This is a genomic window from Kribbella caucasensis (genome assembly GCF_004361855.1).
GTDB classification, from domain to species: Bacteria; Actinomycetota; Actinomycetes; order Propionibacteriales; family Kribbellaceae; genus Kribbella; species Kribbella caucasensis.
The window spans coordinates 191,534-212,117 of the sequence record NZ_SNWQ01000009.1 but is presented as its reverse complement, the minus strand read 5'-3'; the positions used below and the strand labels follow the sequence as shown (position 1 = coordinate 212,117).

The window sequence follows — 20,584 nt, the reverse complement described above, 5'->3', positions numbered from 1 at the left end:
CGGGCGTGGCGTCATCACCGTCCATCACCGCCGCACGTGGCGATGGAAACGCTTTCGCATCGGTGCCGAAGTCGCGGGGAAACCCTCAGCCAAGGGTCGAGCCAGGTGCATAGGATGCCGACATGCCTGGAACCAACCTGACGCGCAACGAGGCGCAGACCCGAGCCGGCCTGATCAGTGACGTGAGCTACGCGATCGAGCTCGACCTGACCACGGCGGCCAGTGGCGCGGCGACGTTCGCGTCGACCACCACGCTCACCTTCAGCGCCGAGGCGGGCGCCGGCAGTTTCGCCGACCTGATCGCGGCGAGCGTGCGCGAGGTGACGCTGAACGGCCGCTCGCTGGACCCGGAGACCGTGTACGACGGGGCCCGGATCCAGCTGGACGATCTGGCCGAGCGCAACGAGCTGCGCGTGGTCGCGGACTGCATCTACTCGCGCACTGGTGAAGGGCTGCACCGTTCGGTCGATCCGGCCGACAAGGAGACCTACCTCTACACCCAGTTCGAGGTCCCGGACGCGCGCCGGGTGTTCACCACGTTCGAGCAGCCCGACCTCAAGGCCGCTTTCACTTTCACCGTGTCCGCCCCCGCCCGGTGGGTGGTCATCTCGAACGCGCCGACGCCCGAGCCCACGCCGTACACGGGTGAGAACGGCGAGTCCTTCGCTCGTTGGGAGTTCGCGCCGACCGAGCCGATGTCGACGTACATCACGGCCGTCGTCGCGGGTCCGTACCACGTCGTCACCGACACCTACACCGGTCCGCACGGGACGTACCCGTTGTCGTTGCTGTGCCGCCCGTCGCTGGCCGGGTCGCTGGACACCGACGACGTGTTCGAGGTGACCAAGCAGGGGTTCGAGCTGTTCGAGAGCGCGTTCGGGACGCCGTACCCCTTCCACAAGTACGACCAGGCGTTCGTGCCGGAGTACAACATGGGCGCGATGGAGAACGCGGGCTGCGTGACGCTGCGGGACGAGTACATCTTCCGCAGCCGGACCACCCACGCCGAGCTCGAGGCCCGGGCGAACACGGTGCTGCACGAGCTCGCGCACATGTGGTTCGGCGACCTGGTCACGATGACCTGGTGGGACGACCTGTGGCTGAACGAGTCGTTCGCCGAGTGGGCCTCGCACTGGGCCCAGGCGGTCGCGACGACGAAGTACGCCGGCGCCTGGACCACCTTCTGCAACGCCCGGAAGAACTGGGCCTACCGCCAGGACCAGCTGCCCTCGACCCACCCGATCGCCGCGGACATGGTCGACTTCCACGCGGTCGAGGTGAACTTCGACGGCATCACCTACGCCAAGGGCGCGTCCGCGCTGCGCCAGCTGGTCGCGTTCGTCGGTGAGGACACCTTCGTGTCCGCGCTGAAGGAGTACTTCGCCGATCACGCGTTCGGCAACACCGAGCTGACCGATCTGCTCAAGCCGCTGGAGAAGGCGTCCGGCCGCGACCTGGACGACTGGACCGAGCGCTGGCTGCGGACCGCCGGGGTGAACACGTTGCGCGCGGACTTCACCGTCGACGCCGCGGGCGCGTTCGAGACGTTCGCGATCGAGCAGACCGCCATCGAACAGTTCCCTGTACTGCGTCCGCACCGGCTCGCCGTCGGCCTGTACCGGCGGACCGACGCCGGCCTGGTCCGGACCGAACGGTTCGAGGTGGACATCGACGGCCCGCGTACCGAGCTGGCCGAGCTCATCGGCGCGAACCAGCCGGACCTGGTACTGCTCAACGACGACGACCTCACCTACGCCAAGATCCGCCTCGACGAGCGGTCCCGGGCCACCCTGGTCGAGTCGATCGACCAGCTGAACGAATCGTTGCCCAGGGCACTGGCCTGGGGTGCGGCCTGGGACATGACCCGGGATGCCGAGATGCCGGCCGGCCAGTACGTCGGGATCGTGCTGAAGGGGATCCGCGCCGAAACCGACCTGACCGGAGTCCGGTCGCTGCTGGGGCAGGCGACCTCGGCGATCAACAGCTACGCCGCACCGGCGAACCGGCACGCGCTACGGGCGCAGTACGAGCAGGCGCTGGCCGAGCTGGTCGCGGATGCTGAGTCGGGCAGCGACCACCAGCTCGCGTTCGCGCGGGCCTACATCGGTGGCGTGTTCTCCGACCAGGGCGCCGACCGGCTGGCCGCCTGGCTGGACGGCAACGACCTGCCCGACGGGCTCGTGGTCGACAACGATCTGCGCTGGACGCTGATCGTCGCGCTCGCCCGGCTCGGCCGGGTCGACGCCGACCAGATCGACGACGAACTCACCCGCGACACCACCATCACCGGCCAGGAACGAGCCGCCCAGGCCCGCGCGGCCCGGCCGACCGCCGAGGCGAAACAAGAAGCCTGGCGGATCGCGGTCGAGTCCGGCGACACCCCGAACGAAACCCAGTTCCGGACCATCCTCGGCTTCCAGCAACCCGGCCAAGAAGACCTGCTCCGGCCGTACATCGAGAAGTACTTGGCCGCCGCGCAGGACGTCTACACCCGGCTCGGCTCGTCGATGGGCGAGAACGTCCTGGTCTACCTGTCCCCACGCAACCTGCCCGAACAATCGACCCTCGACGCCCTCACCGCGTGGCTCGACACCGAAGCCGACTCGGTCGACGCCCCCACCCTGCGGTACGTCGGCGAAGCCCGCGCCGATCTCATCCGCGCGCTGGACGCACAACGGCGGGACGCTGCAGGGTAGGGCGGGTGGCTTCCCCTGATCCCGCCCTCGCTGGTGCGGCCTCTGTTGCCTTGACGGGACTGGCCGAGGCCTATCGACCTCGGCCGGTCACGCCGTTGCTGCCGTGGCGTTTTCACAACCGGCTGGTCAAGCCGTACGTGATCACGGCGCGCGGCCGGTCGTGGGACGACCGGATGGTGTCGGTCGCCCGGGCCGGCGCGAGCCGGCAGCTCGAGTTCGACGACGCGATGGGGGCGGTCGGGCTCGGGGTCGTGGTGCTGCATCTGGGCGACGACGCGACGTACCTGGTCGTGCAGAGCTGGGCGAGAGACTTCCAGTCCCGGCTGAGCATCTTCTCCGGCCTGGACGTGGACGACCTCCGCCCGGCTCCGATCGGCGCCGCGCCCTGCGTCTGGGAGCTCGAGGTCCTCGCGCACGAGCGAGCGTCGTACGTGCACCACATCCTGAACAGCGAGGTCGACGTCGACGCCTGGCTGGAAGATGCCCTCGACACCCGGCCGACCCCCAAGCCAGGCGGGATTCCGTCTGGGACCTAGTTGACGCTTCGCGTGGTGGGACGATCGACCGGCCGCCTGAACCACGCCTAAACCTGGGCCAGCCGACGGCTAAGCCCGAGCACAGCCGCTTCGTGCCCTCCAGACAGCCAGACCGGCATCTACGCAGCGTCGGAAGCAGGCGCGGCTCAGGCGATCGCTCACCGCCCCGCCGTGGACGGGCGGTGAGCTCCCAGCTGCCGAACTGGTTACCAGGTGGCCGACTGGAAGCCGGTCGCGATCGGGGCCATCTTGGCGCCGTGGGTCACCGTGTAGACGGTGCTCCCTTGATCTTGCAGGAGCAGGTGTCGGCCGGTCGCGTCGAAGTCGATCCCGGCCAGCCCGACTACGCTGGTCGGGACAAGGGCGAGAACGCCGACGCGTCGTCCGGTGCGGTTGTCGACCTTGAGGACCTTCTCCTCGCCGGTAGTGGGGCAGTACTGGTCGACCGCGACGTACCTGGACGGCCCGATCGCGGTTAGGTGCCGGGCGAAGCAGCCAGCCTGGGCGGGATGCAGCAGCCGCCCGGCAGCGACGCTGCGGGCGCGCACCGGGATCGACCAAACCTGATAGGTGCCGACATACAAGGCGGTGATCAGGCGGCGGCCATTCGCGGTGAACGTGTAAGAGAGGGCCTCGCCGTTGCCCGGCACGGCGATTGTGTGGGTCGCGCCGGTCCGCAGCGTGCGGACCATCAGGCCTGCCGGGCGCGCAGCGCAGTCGTGGCGCTGGTAGGCCAGTAGTCGACCGTCACGGGAGAGCCTTGGCTGGCTGAACATTCCGGTCGTGCCCGGCACCAGGACGCGAGTGCGCCCGCCCCACCGGGGCACAGCCAGGATGCTCGACGAGCAGGTGCCCGTGCCGCGGACGAACACCACCGTCCGGCCGCTGTCGGCCAGGTACGGATCGCTGTCCCTGCCGCCGGGCTGTGGGGTGGTCAACGCGCGCAGCACGCGACCGGTGGTGCTGGAGACCAGCACGACGACCCCGTCTCGGGAAGCGACGAACGTGGCCGGTTGGCCTGCGACCGAGTCGTGCTGCGCGGTCGCCTGGGCGGTTGCTGCCGTTCCCACGATCAGCGCTGGCAGCGCCAGCGCAAGGACCAGCAGTCGGATCATTCGCCTGGCGCGATGGTCAGGATTCATGATGTTTCCCCTTGCCGCGGTCTTCGTGCCCCTTGCCGTCAGCCGCCGCGCTGTTTGTTTGGATTGCATGGTGTCCCCCTTTCGGACACCCATGTGGACGAACGGCACGCCTGCAAAGTTGACACGGCAGACCACTCGGTGATAAAAGGCGCGCCTGATCGCACAGAGCGACCGCACCTGCACATCCCGGATGCGTGGACGACTGACGTTCCGCCACCAGCAGAGGACGTGGTCGGGCGAGAGTTCGTCTTCTTCTCATTCCGCATTCCTCCTGGATGGTCAGTGGTTTTCCATTCACGCTTTCAGCCGGGGAGATTTATGACCATCGCCTGGAATACCGGATCGTGGTAGCGCGAACGCTACCTGTTACATTCAAACGACTGATCGACAGCGCACTGTCGCCGATCGATTCCGGTCCGCGACCAGGTGCTGAGCAGTGTGATTCCGAGCACCTGAACACTGCTCACTTTCACAGGAATCCGTCCTATGCTGAGCCGGGAATTCCACCAGGAAGGACTGGGGAGGGCCTTGGCCGTGCCACATCTGGACCACCGAAAACCCACCCGGGCCGCCCGACCCCACCGGGCGGGTAAGCCGAAGTGGTCGCACAGCGCCATCGGCGCGGCCGTCGTGGCCGGCGCCGCGATGGTCGCTGCCTTCGCCTTCATTATCACCAACGGGACCCCCTCCGAGTCCCCCACCGGCGGCGCGCCTGCCGCCGGCCGCGACGTGGCCGGCACCTCCACGACGCCCGCCGGGAAACCCAGCTCGGACCCGGCACCCTCACTCGGGACGGCCAAGGCGGATCGCAGTCCCGCGGTCAGCCAGAAGGCGTCACCGCCACCGCCGAACACCGGCCCGCAATCACCCAGGTTCAAGGCCGGCCAGTGGATCGTCGTGCTCGACTCCTACTCCACCGATTCGGGGATGGATGCCGATCAGGTCGCCCAGGCCGCCAAGTCTCTGGCCGGCCGGCTGATCACGGCCGGCGTCCCGGCCAAGGCGATGCTCGCGAACGGCCAGTACCCCGGCCTCGCGGACGGCAGCCTGCGACCGATGACGAACACCTGGGTCGTCTACCTCGGCCCGTTCGCCACCGCTGAGGCGGGCTACGACCTGTGCGTCGCCCCGAAGACCCAGAAGATCCACTCGGACGTCTCCTGCCCCACGTACGAACCGGCTACCCGGCTCGGCTGAGACGTCAGCGCGGGGTCCAGGCGGGCGCGTTCTGATTGCCCGGGTTGTTGGGCCAAACCAGCTGAGGCGCCGCGCTCGCATCAGCCGGTACGACCTGGATGGCCGACGGGTTCAAGCCATGCTTGAAGGCGATCCGTTTCCCATCCGGCGACCAGGTCGGATCCTGATCGAACACGCTCGCATCGGTGAGCTGGCACATCCGGCCGCCACCGATCTCGTTCGGCCTCGACTGGCCGGCGCAAGGCAGGTCGGCGCCGGTGACGCTGGTGACGAAGATCGTGGCCGAGTTGTCCCCGAGCACACGCCGGAACGCCAGCACGCCCGGTCTCGTCGGCGACCAGACCGGATCGGCGTCGCTGCCGGAGGTCAGCCGCTGTGGCTCACTCTTGCCGTCCAGCGCGACCGCGTAGAGACCGGTGCCGGAGCCGCCGTGAAACTCGTAGACGGCCAGCTTGCCGTCCGGTGACACCGCGGGATCACTGGCCCCAAAGCCCTTGCGCGCCGGATTGCTGAAGAGCTTCTGCAGTACCTTGCCGTCGGTATCGAGCAGGTAGATCCCGAACGTCCCGTCGGCGGCGGTGCAGCCGACCACGATCTGGGTAGGATCCTTGGGGTTCCAGCCCGGTCTGCCGATGCTGGCGGCACACTGCGCCGGCGTCTTCGTGAACAGTTCTCTCGCCCTGCTGCCGTCGACTCCGGAGACCCACAGACTGCGGTCCTTCGAGGGCGGCACGTTGTGCAGGTAAATCATGGTCCGCTTGTTCGGCGCGAGGGCGGGGAGATCATCGTTCGGCTTCGTGGTCAGCTTGGTCCGCTTGGCCGGGTTGGTCACGTCGGCGACATAGAGGTCGACGAGTGTAAGGTCGGCGCTCACCTTTCTGAGCAGCGGAATGACCAACTCGGTGTCCGCCAACTTCACCGGCGCCTCCGGCAATGCCTGCGGCCCTGTTGGTGTGGTCGGCTTGGTCGGCGTCGTTGAAGACACAGACTGCGAGGGCGTGTTCGTTGCCACCGAGGTCTGTCCACCTGGGTTCCCGCCGTCCCCCGCGGCCAGCTGCATCGCCGCGACCACTCCCCCAGCCAGTACGACGACGCCGCCCGCCGCGATCGCCAGCCGCCGCTTGGCCTGCGCCGACAGCGGCGTCCTCGTCGGCGAGGGCAGCTGCGTCCCGACCGCGCCAAGCTGTTCCGTCCTGGCCTCTTCCGGCTGGAACTGGACTGCGCCCAATGCGATGTCGTGCTTGGGATGCGTGTCCAGCGCCGTCGGAGTGGAGAACCGGGACTGCAGCAGATGGCTCACCAACGGGATCCGGGAGCTACCACCGACCAGCACGATTGCAGTGAGCTGCTCGGTGGTCGTGTTCGCCGCCCGCAGCGCCCGGCTGGTCGCCTCCACGGTCTGCTCGAGTGCGGGCGCGATCAACGTCTCCAACTCGGCCCGGGTCAGCCGGACCGACGTACTGCGGCCCGGGAGCGCGACCGGGATCACGGTGTCCACGTCCGCGGACAGGGCTTCCTTGGCTTCGACGCAATCGCGACGCAGCCTGGTCAGCGCGGCACGACCCTCAGGGCTGTCGAGATCGAGCTGCTCGACCGCCGGACCGAGTGCGGTGACGACGTGCTGGAACACGGCCTCGTCGAAGTCGACGCCACCCAGCTGCTCGATCCCCTCGGGCGTCCCGAGGATGGTGAACCCGGCCCCGGTCTTCTCCAGCACGCAGACGTCGAAGGTGCCACCACCGAGGTCGTACACCGCGACCCGATCCCCCGGCTGCAGGTTGGCCTGGGAGGCGTACTGGATCGCGGCGGCCTGTGGTTCGGTGCAGGTCAGCGAGCGGCCGACGTCGGCGAGGCTGATCACCTGGTCGACCAGTTCGCGTTTGTACGCACCCCAGTTGGCCGGATAGGTCAGGACCACTTCGTCGGGGGCAGCGCCACGTCGCTCGGTCGCCGTGGCAACCACCGAGGCGAGCAGCTTGGCCGACAGGGCCTGCGCCGAGAACGGCGTACCGGCGACCAGTAGTGGGACCGGGTCTCCGAGGCGGCGTTTGAACTCGCGGACCATCCGGGCCGGGTCGGCGGCGCCCCGGCGTTCGGCGGCCTCGCCGACCAGGAACTCGCCGTCCTCCTGGAGATACAGCACCGACGGGATCTGCAGCGCCCGGTTGCCCAGCCCGAGCATGGTCGGCGGCCCGCCGTCGCGGATCGCCGCGGCAGTGAAAGTCGTCCCCAGATCGACACCCAGCCGATACCCCATGGCCCCCACCCTGGTTTTGCCCGACGGTGCACACATCGTAGAGCTTGAGTGCCAGAAACGGGTCGGCGTCACTAAACTGCAAATATGCCCAAGCTCTCGATCGGCGAGATCTACGAGGCCGCACGCGCTGCCGGGTTCAGCCCGGAGCAGGCGACCACGTGGACCGCGATCGCGATGGCCGAATCCGGCGGCCGGACCAGTGCGCTGAACACGAAGGGCGAGCACTCGGTCGGGCTCTGGCAGATCAACGTGGCCGCCGACGGGAACCGCGGCACGAAGTACGGCGATCTGAACGATCCACTGGCCAACGCGCGGGCGGCCTTCGACATCTCCCGGCAGGGCAGGGACATGCGTCCGTGGACCACGACGCACGCGTCGAACCAGGGCACATCGCACGATTACCGGACTTATTTGGACAAGGTCGAGGCCGTTACCGGCGTACAAGGCGACGGGCGCGGGGTGGTGGGGTACGGGTCGAAGCTGCCGCCGCCGTTGCCTTCGTCATCGAACGGATCGGGCGAGACGGTGCTGACGAGCACGCAGCCGACGAGTCTGGCGTCGTACGACCGGATCGACGCGGGGCAGGCGGTCGGGATGCAGCTGGATTCCGACTCGGACGGGCTGACGGACGCGTTCGAGCGGGCGGCCGGGACCGGGTTGAAGCTGGCCGACACCGACAGCGACGGGCTCGCCGACGGGTACGAGATCGCGGTCAGCCATTCGAATCCGAAGCTGTCGGACAGCGATCTGGACGGGTTGTCGGACAGCTCGGAGGCGTCGCTCGGCAGTGCCGCGAGCAAGTGGGACAGTGACAACGACGGCTTGTCGGACCGGATCGAGATCGAGTACGGCTCGAACCCGATGGTCGCGGACGCCGGCGACGGCGTGATCCCGCAACCTGTCACGCCTCCGCCCACTCCACAGCCCGTCCAGCCCACCATCCAGACCGTCCAGCCGCAGCAACCGATGCAACCGATGCAGCGGCAGGCCGGCGGGGATCAGACGAAGGTGGACCGGTTCGTCTCGATCGCGCAGGCGCAGGAGGGCGACCGGTATGTCTTCGGCGCCCGGGCGAAGCTGAGCGACATGGACCCGGACGTGTTCGACTGCTCCGAGCTGACCAAGTGGGCCGCGCACCAGGCCGGCGTGGAGATCCCGGACGGCGCGATGTACCAGTACCTCGACCTGAAGCAGAAGGACGCGCTGGTCGGGGTCGACGAGGCGTTGCGAACCAAGGGCGCGTTGCTGTTCTTCTTCTCCAAAGAGCCCGCTCCCGGCGGCGGCCGCCCGTCCAAGGCGCACGTCGCGATCAGCCTCGGCGACGGCCGGACGATCGAGGCGAAGGGCACCAAGTACGGCGTGGGCGAGTTCTCCGCGAACAACCGGTTCAACTACGCGGGCATCATCCCGGGCCTCGACGCATCACCTGCTCCGGCTTCGACCAGTCCGGACACCATGTTGGCGGCAGCGCCGACCCTGCAGATGCCGGGTACGTCGCCGAACGGCGCGACCACGGCGGCCCTGAGCGCACAGTACGACCAGATCGACACCGGTACGCCGGTCACCGCGCCGCCAGACGCCGACAAGGACGGGCTGACCGACGCCTTCGAGAAGCTCGCGGGGATGAACCCGGCCTCGGCCGACACCGATCAGGACGGGCTGCCGGACGCGTTCGAGGCGATCAAGTCGCACACTGATCCGCTCCTGGCCGACACCGACAAGGACGGGCTGTCCGATCCGTTCGAGCTGTCGCAGGGCAGCGATCCGGGCAAGATCCCGGGCGTGGCCGGCGTCGGCGGGCAGGGCCAGTTCGCCGAGGTGATCCGCAACGGTGTGACCGACACGGACAAGGACGGCCTCACCGACACGTACGAGAAGCGGGCCGGGCTCGACCCGCTGCGGAGCGACTCGGACAGCGACGGGCTGTCCGACAACGCCGAGCTGTCCCTCGGCACCAACCCGACCCTGCTCGACTCCGACTCCGACGGCCTTGGCGACGCGCTTGAGGTCCAGTTCGGTTCGGATCCGCTCAAACCGGGCCTCGGCGGGCAACTCGGAACAGCGCCGGCGGGGAGTTCAAGTGAACTTGATCAGACCGATGGATTGGGGCCTGGCACGGGGCCGGATGGTGCTCCAGACTGAGACCTGTTGCTTGAAGAGCACGCCGGGGGGCAGCTGTGGGTTCAGTGGTGTTCAGGGAACAGGTCCGGCGACCAGAGCCGTCCGGCCTGTCGCGGGACCGGCTGGCGCGTCCATTGCTCGACGCAACCGGCCCCGGCGGTGTGCTCCTGCTCGCCCCGGCCGGCTCCGGCAAGACCACTCTGCTCGCCCAGATCGCGGGGACCCCGGGTATGCCGACCGCGTGGTACCGGGCCAGGCCGGAGGACCGGTCGGAGGATGCCCTGGTCCGGCATGTGACCGAGGCGTTGGCCGTCGTCCTACCTGAAGCGCTGGACGCCACGACTGCGGACCAGCTGATCCTCGCCACCGAGACGGGTGTGCCGACGCCCGTGCGGTTGATCGTCGACGACGTGCACGAGCTGGCCGGGAGTCCCGCGGAACAAGCGTTGGAGCGATTCCTCGAGTACCGGCCGCGGCATCTGCGGTTGCTGCTCGGGTCCCGGCGGCCGTTGTCGTTGAACACGCCACGACTGATCGTGTCAGGCGAGCTGTTGGTCCTCGACGGCGACGACTTGCGCTTCCGGTCGTGGGAGGTGGAGGAGCTGTTCCGGTCGGTCTACCGGGAACCGCTCTCCCCCGAAGCCGCGGCCGCGCTGACCCGTCGTACGGGCGGGTGGGCGGCGGGGTTGCAGCTGTTCCACCTGGCGACGATGGGCAAGTCGAGCGCCGAACGGATCCGGGCCGCCACCGAGCTCGGCGGCCGTTCGCGGATGGTGCGCGCCTATCTGACTCGCAACGTACTGGCCGAGCTGGACCCGGAGCGGCGGGAGTTCTTGCTGATCACGAGCACGCTCGGGCGGTTGACCGGTCCGCTCTGCGACGCGCTGCTCGACCGGACCGGCAGCGCGGCCGTGTTGGAGGAGCTGGAGACACTGCAGTTCTTCACCACGTCCACCGACGACGGGTCGACGTACAGGTATCACCAGGTGCTGCAGACGCACCTGGAAGGTCTGCTGATCGACGAACTGGGGACAGCGGCCTCGCGGGAGATCCACGCGCGCAGTGCGCGGCTGCTGGAGGATGCGGGGCACCCGCGAGAGGCAATGCGTGCCTATGCGCTCGGCGACGACTGGGCGTCGGTGGCGCGTTTGCTGCAGGTCGGGGGCGCAACCGCCGTTGGCCAGGATTGGGTCGCCCGGTCGGAGCTGCCGGACGACGACCCTTGGCTGGCGTTGGCCCGGGCTCGCCGGTACTTCCGGTCGGGTTCGGTTGCCGCAGCGGTGGAGGCATACCGGCATGCCGAGTCGATGCTGGACGATCCCGACTTCCAGGCCCGTTGCGCCGACGAACGTGCTTTGGCCGAGATCTGGTCCGCTCATCCCCAGCCCTTTGGTCGAGCCGCCACCCCGGTACGCCGTACCGCGCAAGCGATCCGGCAGGCGACCAGACGTGTCCCGTCAACCCGTGAAGGCGCTGGTGGAGCGTTGGAGGACGGGACCATCGAGCTGCTCGCGGGCCGGTTCGTCAACGCTCGAGAACTGTTCAGCCCGCTTGCCGCCGATCCAACTGGCCGACCGGTCGGACGGCTGTGCGCCCGGCTCGGACTTGTCGTCACGGAACTTGTCGACGGCAACTGGAGCGAGGCCGAGGTGCCGCTGGAGGAGATCGCGCTGTCGGCCGAGCTGGAGGAGCTGCCCTGGTTCGCCCGATTGGCTCGCGGTTTACAGGCGGCCGTCCTGCTGGCGACGCGGCCGGAAGGATGGCGGCTGGACGGATGCGCCTCGCTCGCCGAGGACTGCCGGCGCGACGGCGACCAGTGGGGCTCGTTGCTGATGGCAATCTTCATCGGAGCCGCCCGGCTGCGGGCCGGACAGGACGAGGAGGCGGCCGACTGGTTGCGCCGGGCAACCGTAGAGGCGGCCAGGCTCGAGGCCAGGACCCCGCAGGCCTGGGCGTCCGCCTTGGCCGCGGTCGCCTTGGCCCGCATCCGGCATGCCGGCGCGGCTGAACAGTTGAAGGAAGCCGAAGGGCTGACCCGATCGGCCGCGTTGACTGGTGCCTATCGCCTGCTCGACCACGCGCGACAGCTGGCCGAGACCGGGCCGTCACGGTCTGGCCGGTCGGTGCGGCTGTTCACCCTGGGCGGGTTCCGGCTCGAGCTGGACGGGAAGCCGGTCAGCTGGCCATCGCTACGGCCACGAGCCCGATCCCTGTTGTTGCTGCTCGCAATCAACCACGATCGGGACGTGCATCGCGAACGCCTGATCGACGCCCTCTGGCCGGACGCCCCCGCCGATGCCGGAACACATCGACTGCAAGTCGCGGCCTCCACTGTCCGGCAATGCCTTGCTGGGTTGGGTTTTGGCGATCAGGTTGTGCAGCGCAACGGTGATGCGTACCGGCTGGTGTTGCCCGGGGCATGGGTTGATCTGGCCGAGTTCGAGACCCGGCTCCAGCGGGCGAGGCGATCGGGGAGCGTGACCGACTGGTCCGCAGTACTGGAGATCGCGGCCGGTGAGTTGCTGCCCGAGGTCGGTGCGGCGGATTGGGTGTTGGCGGAGCGGGATCGGTACCGACTCGCCGCCGCCGACGCCGCAGTACAGGTGGCTGGGTTGGCTCGTGATGCTCAGGCGTTGCGGGCGGCGCAGAGGGCTGTGGAGCTCGATCCGTTCCGGGACTCGTCCTGGTTGCTGCTGGCTGAACTGCAGGAAGGGCAGGGCGATCCGACCGCGGCCGCGCTGACACGACGGGAGCACGCGCGGGTCTGCGCCGAGCTGGAGGTCACTCCGGAGGTACGACCTGCACGCGATGGATCACGTGTGCGGGCTTGAGCGCGGCCACCGCGTCCTTGAGTCTCGCCTCGTCAATCTCCTGCCCTGCCACGGGAAACACGCGCACGACGACAGCCGGCACCGCTTCGCCCGGTAGCGGATCGCTGGGGTCGACCGACCAGCTCGCACCACCTGTCTCGACGACCTCGGCCCGTACTCCGAGCTGCGCGCTGATGGCGAGCTCGATCCCCAATCGCGTCCCCTGCTGGCCGTGCAGCTCACTGGTCGAACGAAGGAGCTCGCGTTGCCGGACCGGATCGTCGCCTCGGTCGACGGCGAGTCCGAGCCAATGTGCCAACCACGGCAGCAGATCCTCGGGTGCGGTACCGAGGTCGAGGTACGCCGGAAGGTTGTCCAGTGCACTGATCACCGGTGCGAGGACGACGTCGAAACTGTCGCAGAGCTGTTGCGTGAACGCGTCCGTGCGGTAGACGGACGGCAGCGTCTGGCCGAGCGGATGCGGACTCGGCAACCGTTCCAGCGCGCCCCTCATCAGCGCACCCGCACCTGGTGCTCGTAGGAGTAGACGAGCGCGGTGGCCGGCAGATCCAGCCGCTGCACGGGAGCCGATCGCCGCCCGGTCACCGGGTCCGCCGGGAAGAGGGACACGTTGATCTCCTGTGCCATGTCGACCCCGGAGATCCGGGCCAACGCGGCGTGCACCTCATGCGACTGCACCGATCGCCCGAACGGCCACCCCGTCCCGTCCGGCCCACCGGTCAACGGGTGGAGCAGGTCGTACAACGCCTTCAGCACGTCCTCCTTCACCTCCTCCGGCTCGAACCGGGACCGCGCACTCACGTCCACCACCGCCGTGAGCCCGACGTACTCCGCGGGTGCGACGAGCAACCGGGTCCCCACCAGGCGACGTTCGTCCAGCGTCCGCGTGATCCGCTCGAGCGTGCCCTCCGGCGGGATCAGGTCGTCGCGCCGGATCCGCCCGATCGGGTCGGCCGACACATGCGGTACGACGAGAATGCGGATGCCGCCCGCATCGGCGGACTCGGTCGCCGGGACACAGTGCACCCGGGCCGCATCCGGTGCGACCTCGCGAGCCAGTTCCTCGAAGTCCTCGACCGTGACCGCGCGACCACGTGACCGCAGCAGCATCGGACCACGGACCTTCGCCTCTTCCAGCGTTTCCGCATCCGCACCGCCGATCGCGGGCGCGCGGTTCTCCACCCGCGCGACGTACGGGACGCTCGTCTTCAGCACCCGCACCTGGCCGCGCGCGACGTTGCCACGTCGGCCACCGCCGGTCCGGTACGACGAGATTGCGAGGGTGCTCCCGGACCGCGGGGCGGCTCCGTAGTGCTGCAGGCGGCCGTCAGCGGTACGCACGGCGGGACCGAACTGGATACCGCCGGAGTACGCGTCGATCCGGAAGTGCCGATCGTCCTCGCCCGAGTCGGCGAAGCTCGTCACCGGTTCCCAGGTCTCGACGCCGTCCTCGTCGGCGACCTCGACCGTGCTGGGTTCCTCGGACGGGACCACCGGGTTGTGCCGGAGGGCGAACCGCTGACCAGGGGTTCCGTCGGAGCGACCGAGGAGTTCGCTGCGGATCACCTCCGCGTGCATCATCGGCACGGTGCCGCCGATCGTGAAGGCGCTGGCCGAGAGGATCCTCGGCGATTTGGTGTACGTCGGGCGGCCGTCCTCGACCGGGATCAGCCGGCACCGGACCCAGCCGGCTCGCTGGCGGGAGATGATCGAGGTCTCGTGCTGTGGGGGAACGTGGATGACGACGTCGCCCGCCTTGTTCAGCCCGCCGGTGTCGTCCTTGTCGAGATCGCATTCCGACCAGCCGGACCCGGTCCACGCCTCCCAGATGAGCGGTGGATGCCGTGGGTCGACACCGGCACCGGAAACGCTGCAGTTCAGCCGGATCGTCACGGCGCAGGACGGGACCGCTTCGCTCAGGCCGATCAGCAGAGCGTCACCCGGCTGCGGAGTCTCGGAGAAGCAGGGGAACCCGTTCTGGCCTGACAACGCCGTGGTGAGATCGGACGGGCTGCCCCCGGCCGGAGCCACGCCGGCCCGGGCGAACGAGCAGGGGATGATCTCCAGTTCCTGCGTGGTGGTGAAGACGATCGGCTCGTGGATGTCGGTCCGCGGCGTCGCCACCTCGGTCCCGGTGCGGACCAGGACCGTTTGTGGTTGGGGCGCGGACAACCAGAAGGTGACGGCGCCCCTCGCGGCCGCGGGCGGCCTGAGTTCCACGCCGATCAGCTCGAGGAACTTCACGTAGTTGAGGTCGGGCACCCGGTTGAGCCGGTAGATGAGCTGGTCGACCATCTGCGCGAAGGCCTCGATCAGGGTCACCCCGGGATCGGAGACGTTGTGGTCGGTCCATTCCGGGCAACGCCGCTGGACCAGGCGTTTCGCCTCGTCCACCAGCCCCTGGAACGTCCGGTCGTCGAGATTCGGAGCCGGCAACATGTCAGACCTCCAGTTCGGCCGGCAGCGCAGTACCGACCTCTTCATCGGGGATCACGTAGAACGGGAAGACCAGGTTGCGCGGGTCGTTGGTGCCGAGGATGACGTAGCCGACGTCGACGTACACCCGGCCCGACTCGATCCGGTCGTAGCCGACGCTCACGTCCTGTACGGCGACCCGTGGTTCCCAGCGTTCCAGGGCCTCGCGGACGTCGTACGCGATCTGCCCGGCCGTCGCTGCGTTCGCCGGGCCGAACACGTGATCGTGGATCCGGCAGCCGAACTCGGGGCGCATCGGCCGCTCGCCCTTCGCCGTACCGAGGATCAGCCGGATCGCCTGCTCGATCTCGCGTTCCCTGGCCACCAAGGCGATTCCGCCGGTGGCGTCGGTGCCGAGCGGGAAGGCCCAGCCGTTGCCGATGAAGTCGGTGGTCATCTCAGCCTCCGATCATGACGGTCGGCGCGCCCATCACGATCGGGGCGCCGCAGCCGGCCAGGTCGCCCATCCGGGCCGCGGGCATCCCGCCGATCAGGACGGTCGGGCAGCCGGGCGGGACGATCGCCGACGGCGGATGCACCGCGGGTGGCGGGAACGAGCAGATGTGCGGCGTGCCCACCGTGGCGGCCGGCATCCCGGCGATCAGCACGGTCGGTACGCCGGGCGGCCCGATCACGCCGGGGTGTCCGGTCGGATCGCCGACCCTCGCTGCTGCGGGCATGGCTGCCTCCTAGTTGATCTTGACCATGGCGGCCTTGACCGTGCAGAGGGCGCTGCCCTCGACGGTCGTGTTCGCGCCTTTGAGTTGCAGGTTCCCGGTGGCGGTGACCGAGATCTCGCCGCCTTTGAGTTCGAGCTTGGCGGCGGAGCTGTCGATCACGATCCCCTGGCTGCCTTCGACCTTGACCTTCCCGTCGGCCTGCACCGTGATCGTCGTACCGGTCGCGTCGAGGGTGACGCTGAGCTTGCCGTCGCCGGTCGCCAGGGTGACGCCTTCTTTGCGGCCATCCTGGTCGAGCAGGTCGATCCGGTGGCCGCGCCGCGACACGATCGAGCGGCGGTTGACCGCGCCGGAGCCGGAGTCGACCGGGTCGATCCCCTTGCTGTCCGGGAGATCCACGCCGTTGTAGAGACCGCCGAGGACGTACGGCCGGCGGAGATCGCCTTGTTCGAAGACGACCAGGACCTCGTCGCCGACCTCGGGGACGATGATGGTGCCACGATCCTTGCCCGCGCCGGCATGGACCGTCCGGGCCCAGGCACTGACGTAGTCGTCATCGAGCCAAGGCAGGGTCAGTCTCACCCGGCCGAGCTTCTCGGGGTCGTTGTTGTCGCTGACCTGACCGATCACGACGCCTGGGGGCGCTTGCTGTTGGCCCGCCCCGCTGCCGGCCAACCCGAGGAAGGTGCGATCCTGCGCACCGGTCACGGCGAACGAGGTGGTGTAGCCGGTCTGCGGGTCGATGCGGTGCCTGGTCGTTGTCACGGTGTACTTGCCGTCGAACGGCGTACCGAGGTTGTCCACGGTGATGGCGACTCCGGCCTTCAGCGCGGGGTTGCCCTGGGCAACTCCTTCGAATTCGGCGAACGCGCCGGCGATCTCCTCCGCGATCGCGGCTGCGGCGGCGTCCACTTCGGCCTGAGTGCGATGCGGTACGTCGGTCGCGACGTACAGGGGATCGCCGAAGGCCTTCGCGAACTCCTGCGGACTTGCCTGCGGGAGCTGTGCTGTCTTGGTCTCGGCGGGGCGACGCGTGGTCAGGGCCTTCTTGGTCGACAGATCCCAGCCGCGGACCTCGACCTCCTTGACCTGGCCGCCTGAGGTGAGCACGGCGCGGAACCGCAGCAGATCGGTGCCGAGCTTGAGAACCAGTGGATTCTCGTCGCTGGTGGGCGCGCCCGACGCGGTCGTGGGCGGGCCGAAGTTGAACTTGCCGTCGCGCACCGAGACCTCGTAGCCGGCGTCCTTGGCGAGGGCGTCGAGGAGTTCCCAGTCGCTGGTACCGGCCTGGGAGACGTGCTCGAAGACGGTCGTGGTCGCCTTGATCGTGCCGTTGCTGAAGCCCGCTCGCTGGGACACCTTCTGCGCGATGTCGGACGCCGTCATCTGCTGATAGGAGTTGGTGGTCCGGCCGCGGAACAGCCGGTGCGCCGGGTCGTAGCCGCGGATCACGGTGAACGAACCGCCGGTGTCGAACTCGGACTCCAGCGCGGTGATCTCGCCGGCCAGCAGGAGTACGGCGGTCTGGCTGGTGCTGGTGAGGACGGAGATCCGGACCTTCGAGCCGATCTTCGCGCCGGTCTTGGTCAGCACGATGTGGTCGCCGTCGCGGAACCGCAGTTCGAACAGGTCCGGCAGTCGTTGGCTGTCGTCGACGTACGCCGTACTGAGCAGGTTGACCACATCCTGCGGCAGCGGCTGTCCGTTGATCTCGATCAGGCAGCTGGTGGTGATCGACATCAGACCAGCTCCTCGGGCGAAGGCAGCACCAGGACCGAACCACTCGGCAGTCTCAACGGATCGTCTACCCGGTTGTACTTGGCGACCGCGCGCCACAGCGTCGGATCGCCGTACTCCGCGTACGCCACCGAGGCGAGCGTGTCACCGTCGATCATCCGGTGCGACCTGCGGACCGACTGGCCGCCGGAGGTCGGGTTCTGCCGCCAGGGTTCGTTCGGCATCTCCTCCATCGCGACGCTGCAGACCGCGCGGATCGGGACGCCGTCCGGGCTGAACAGGGTGTACTTCGCGCTCACCGAGGTGACGAACGCCGGGAAGCTGGCGATCTTGCCCCAGTGCAGCACCACCAACGGCGGGGTCGGCTTCTCCTTGCCACGGCTCTCCTCGGTCGGTACACAGCAGCTGAACAACTTCTCCACGGCGGCCACGACACTGCCGTCATGGTTGCCGGAGGCATCGAAGAACATCTCGACCGTCAGCTTGCACGGCTCCGCCCCGGTGAACTCCGGCGGACCGGCCGACTTCGCCTTCTTCGCCGTCTTCCGTTCCCATTTGGCGGACTTCTGGATCGTCACTTCCTTGGGGTTGAACTGGAACGGGATCGAGCCCCGATCCTTGCCCGCGGCACCGTTCGTGGCCGGGTCGAACAACTTGAGGGCGGCCTTCTCCAACTGCGGCCGCGCCTTCGGGTCCGCCGGCGAGGGGGTCTGCGCGCTGCCCGCGTTCGCCGACGTGGTCAACGCGATCGGTTGCGTCATCCGGCCACCTTCTTCGCGGTGAACCCGTGGTGCGCGATCTCCAGCGTCTCCAGCGCGACCTTGGGTGAGTCGAGGTTGAGCCCCGGACCGGTCCACTTCACCGGGATCACGCCGAGCAGGCCCCATTGCGCGACCGTTTTACGCTCGGCCGTCATCGCGGTGATGCTCGCGGTCTGCGGCTTCACGCCCGTCGTCATACTGGCCAGCCACGCCATCACTTCGGTGGTGTCGCGGCACAGCGGGCGGGTCAGCTTGATGTTGGGGTACTTGATCCGGGTTGGCAGCTGCCAGATGAACCCGTTCTGCCCACCCTCCTCGCGCTGCTCCAGCACGACCTCGAGCCCGAGCCCCTCACAACTGTTGAAGGTCCCGAGCCGCGTGTCGTCGATGATGACCCCGAAACACACACTCACCGCAGGCTCCGGGTAGCCGCTAGTCATCGCACCCCTCCATCCCGCTCATCCTCATCGCCGGCGGTCCGTCCATCCCGCACCTCAGCCGCCCTCATCGGCGGCGGTCCGTGGTCCGACCGGCCCGCTCGCGATCCAGCCACAACTCGGCCCGCAACCTCGCCGACAACGGCTCGTACAACCGCTTGGCCAACTCCTCCACCTCAGCCGCCGACATCCCCTTGGCGCTTTGCTGCGCGGGCGCTTGCTGCGGCGGCTGTGCCTGCTCCAACGGCGGACTCGCCACCGGAGCAGCCGCCTCCGCTGGTGTGTCTCCGCTTTGTGTTTCGTCCCGCTGTACGACGCCCTGCTGCTGCCCCCCAAACATCTCCTGCAACGAAACCGACCGAACCTCATCCGCCCGCTGAACCACCGCGTCCCCCGAATGGAACCGATCCTCAACCGACCACGCCAGCACCTGCTGATCACCAACCGCCGGCGCCGGCCCGCTAGCTGCTGTCGACTGGCTCGCGGGCGACTCGACCAACGACCTCCGCTGGATCTGCACCAGCCCATCCGGCGGCACCGCCTCGGCGACCGAGCTTGGCGACGTGGACGCCTCGGCGTACCGCGCTCCACCGAGAGCCGACACAAACGGCGACTGTCCAGCCAGCGGCGCCGACGCACTCCGCGCAACCACCGGCTCGGCCACCCCCCGCTCGGAGCGACCAGCTTCCGCAGGACCCACCCCAGCGGCCAACCGCATGACGACCGGTAGCTCCCGCGTTGCCGCCGGCCCCATGGTGGCCGATGAGGAATGCGTCTCCGCAGTCTCATCGCCCAGCCGCGGTGTCGCGCCGGACTGGACGACAGGCGCGGTCGGCGGCGCCTGAACCTCCGCCACTGGCAGCCGGGACACGGCAAGATCCGTTGCCGAAGACAACCGCTGAACCTGCACTGCCGAGGACGATAGGGCGCCCACATCCCATTGGACCCGACCCTGCGCCGCATCCGAACCGACCGGCGACTCAGCACCCCGGCCAGTCCCAGCGGCCGGTCGAGACTCAGCCACTCGCTGAACCGCAACCGGCAAACTCGACGACAGCGGCGCAACCGCTCCTCCAGCCGCCCCCAACTCGCTCGACCCCAACTCGCTCGACCCCAGTTCGCTCAACGCCAATCCGGCCAGCCCCCAGCCGGCCGAGCCCTCGCCGGCCGAGCTCTCGCTGATCGACTCTCCCTCGGTCGAACCCAGGCCGCTCCAACCCAGGCCGCTCGACTCCGGGCCGCCCGACTCCGGGCCGGTCGCCCCCAAGTCGGTCGCACTCTGCCCGGTCGACCCCAGCCCGCCCGACCCCAGCCCGGTCGACCCCAGCCCGCCCGACCCCAGCCCCGTCGTACCCAGGCCGCTTGTGCCTATCCCGGCCGACCCCAACCCGCTCGAATCCAACCCGGCCGACCCGAGCCCGCTCGAATCCAACCCGGCCGACCCGAGCCCGCTCGACCCCAACCCGGCCGATCCGAGCCCGCTCGACCCCGGATCGCCGGCACGCTGCACGGCGCCTGGCGCAATCGGCTGTCCAGCACCACCCGGCGCAACCACCTCCGACGTGCCCAGGCCCGAGGCAATCGAGCCCAACCCCGTCAGCCCGGTCAGACTCGAATCCGGTGCAACCAATCCCAAATCCCTAACCCGCTGCACAGCAACAGACGCATCCGACGACGGCAGCCCAACCGCCCCCGCAACATCCGCCAACGCAGA

General features: G+C 68.9%; 15 protein-coding genes. 5 read left to right on the top strand and 10 right to left on the bottom strand.

The annotated features are described in order from the left end of the window. Positions 1–122: 122 nt before the first annotated feature. Complete coding sequence (gene pepN, locus EV643_RS20265) at positions 123–2,696, top strand: aminopeptidase N (RefSeq protein WP_133801666.1); 2,574 nt, start codon at positions 123–125, stop codon at positions 2,694–2,696. Between the two features lie 5 nt (positions 2,697–2,701). Then, positions 2,702–3,232 (top strand): hypothetical protein, encoded by a 531-nt coding sequence (locus EV643_RS20260; protein WP_238165685.1) that lies wholly within the window; start codon positions 2,702–2,704, stop codon positions 3,230–3,232. 206 nt (positions 3,233–3,438) lie between these two features. On the opposite strand, the gene EV643_RS20255 is transcribed toward EV643_RS20260, so the two are convergent. Then, the gene (locus tag EV643_RS20255) at positions 3,439–4,374 is read right to left on the bottom strand and encodes a TolB-like translocation protein (protein WP_133801665.1); all 936 of its coding nucleotides are present in this window, start codon (positions 4,372–4,374) and stop codon (positions 3,439–3,441) included. 486 nt (positions 4,375–4,860) lie between these two features. On the opposite strand from EV643_RS20255, the gene EV643_RS20250 reads away from it, so the two are divergent. Further along, a complete protein-coding gene (locus EV643_RS20250; protein WP_133801664.1) occupies positions 4,861–5,571 on the top strand; it encodes a hypothetical protein in 711 nt (236 codons plus the stop codon). Positions 5,572–5,575: 4 nt separating this feature from the next. On the opposite strand, the gene EV643_RS20245 is transcribed toward EV643_RS20250, so the two are convergent. Then, on the bottom strand, positions 5,576–7,828 hold the full coding sequence (locus EV643_RS20245; RefSeq protein WP_166665512.1) for an Hsp70 family protein: 2,253 nt from the start codon (positions 7,826–7,828) through the stop codon (positions 5,576–5,578). An 84-nt stretch (positions 7,829–7,912) separates the two neighbouring features. Between EV643_RS20245 and EV643_RS20240 the strand changes: the two genes are divergently transcribed. Both EV643_RS20240 and EV643_RS20235 read left to right on the top strand, forming a co-directional pair. Then, complete coding sequence (locus EV643_RS20240; RefSeq protein ID WP_133801662.1) at positions 7,913–9,970, top strand: NlpC/P60 family protein; 2,058 nt, start codon at positions 7,913–7,915, stop codon at positions 9,968–9,970. 47 nt (positions 9,971–10,017) lie between these two features. Then, positions 10,018–12,780, top strand: coding sequence for an AfsR/SARP family transcriptional regulator (locus EV643_RS20235; protein WP_133801661.1), 2,763 nt, complete (start codon positions 10,018–10,020; stop codon positions 12,778–12,780). Here the strand turns inward: EV643_RS20235 and EV643_RS20230 are convergent. The 8 genes from EV643_RS20230 to EV643_RS20195 form a co-directional block, all read right to left on the bottom strand. Then, positions 12,731–13,273, bottom strand: coding sequence for a phage tail protein (locus EV643_RS20230; protein ID WP_133801660.1), 543 nt, complete (start codon positions 13,271–13,273; stop codon positions 12,731–12,733). The genes EV643_RS20235 and EV643_RS20230 overlap by 50 nt on opposite strands. After that, positions 13,273–15,219, bottom strand: a complete 1,947-nt coding sequence (locus tag EV643_RS20225; RefSeq protein ID WP_133801659.1) for a putative baseplate assembly protein — start codon at positions 15,217–15,219, stop codon at positions 13,273–13,275. Before EV643_RS20225 ends, EV643_RS20230 begins: the two co-directional genes overlap by 1 nt. A gap of 1 nt (position 15,220) precedes the next feature. Next, positions 15,221–15,652 (bottom strand): GPW/gp25 family protein, encoded by a 432-nt coding sequence (locus EV643_RS20220; RefSeq protein ID WP_133801658.1) that lies wholly within the window; start codon positions 15,650–15,652, stop codon positions 15,221–15,223. Position 15,653: 1 nt separating this feature from the next. Beyond that, positions 15,654–15,935, bottom strand: coding sequence for a PAAR domain-containing protein (locus tag EV643_RS20215; protein WP_133801657.1), 282 nt, complete (start codon positions 15,933–15,935; stop codon positions 15,654–15,656). 9 nt (positions 15,936–15,944) lie between these two features. Then, positions 15,945–17,675: a VgrG-related protein gene (locus tag EV643_RS20210; protein WP_202869643.1), complete on the bottom strand. Its 1,731-nt coding sequence runs from the start codon at positions 17,673–17,675 to the stop codon at positions 15,945–15,947. After that, positions 17,675–18,433 (bottom strand): CIS tube protein, encoded by a 759-nt coding sequence (locus EV643_RS20205; protein WP_133801656.1) that lies wholly within the window; start codon positions 18,431–18,433, stop codon positions 17,675–17,677. The genes EV643_RS20210 and EV643_RS20205 overlap by 1 nt, the downstream gene beginning before the upstream one ends. Beyond that, on the bottom strand, positions 18,430–18,873 hold the full coding sequence (locus EV643_RS20200; protein WP_133801655.1) for a phage tail protein: 444 nt from the start codon (positions 18,871–18,873) through the stop codon (positions 18,430–18,432). The genes EV643_RS20205 and EV643_RS20200 overlap by 4 nt, the downstream gene beginning before the upstream one ends. A gap of 64 nt (positions 18,874–18,937) precedes the next feature. Continuing rightward, positions 18,938–19,741: a hypothetical protein gene (locus EV643_RS20195; RefSeq protein ID WP_133801654.1), complete on the bottom strand. Its 804-nt coding sequence runs from the start codon at positions 19,739–19,741 to the stop codon at positions 18,938–18,940. Positions 19,742–20,584: the final 843 nt, after the last annotated feature.

Coding starts and splice junctions, on each gene's coding strand:
- pepN (WP_133801666.1), top strand. CDS start 123: ATGCCTGGAACCAACCTGACGCGCAACGAGGCGCAGACCCGAGCCGGC.
- EV643_RS20255 (WP_133801665.1), bottom strand. CDS start 4,374: ATGAATCCTGACCATCGCGCCAGGCGAATGATCCGACTGCTGGTCCTT.
- EV643_RS20250 (WP_133801664.1), top strand. CDS start 4,861: ATGCTGAGCCGGGAATTCCACCAGGAAGGACTGGGGAGGGCCTTGGCC.
- EV643_RS20245 (WP_166665512.1), bottom strand. CDS start 7,828: ATGGGGTATCGGCTGGGTGTCGATCTGGGGACGACTTTCACTGCCGCG.
- EV643_RS20240 (WP_133801662.1), top strand. CDS start 7,913: ATGCCCAAGCTCTCGATCGGCGAGATCTACGAGGCCGCACGCGCTGCC.
- EV643_RS20230 (WP_133801660.1), bottom strand. CDS start 13,273: ATGAGGGGCGCGCTGGAACGGTTGCCGAGTCCGCATCCGCTCGGCCAG.
- EV643_RS20225 (WP_133801659.1), bottom strand. CDS start 15,219: ATGTTGCCGGCTCCGAATCTCGACGACCGGACGTTCCAGGGGCTGGTG.
- EV643_RS20220 (WP_133801658.1), bottom strand. CDS start 15,652: ATGACCACCGACTTCATCGGCAACGGCTGGGCCTTCCCGCTCGGCACC.
- EV643_RS20215 (WP_133801657.1), bottom strand. CDS start 15,935: ATGCCCGCAGCAGCGAGGGTCGGCGATCCGACCGGACACCCCGGCGTG.
- EV643_RS20210 (WP_202869643.1), bottom strand. CDS start 17,675: ATGTCGATCACCACCAGCTGCCTGATCGAGATCAACGGACAGCCGCTG.
- EV643_RS20205 (WP_133801656.1), bottom strand. CDS start 18,433: ATGACGCAACCGATCGCGTTGACCACGTCGGCGAACGCGGGCAGCGCG.
- EV643_RS20200 (WP_133801655.1), bottom strand. CDS start 18,873: ATGACTAGCGGCTACCCGGAGCCTGCGGTGAGTGTGTGTTTCGGGGTC.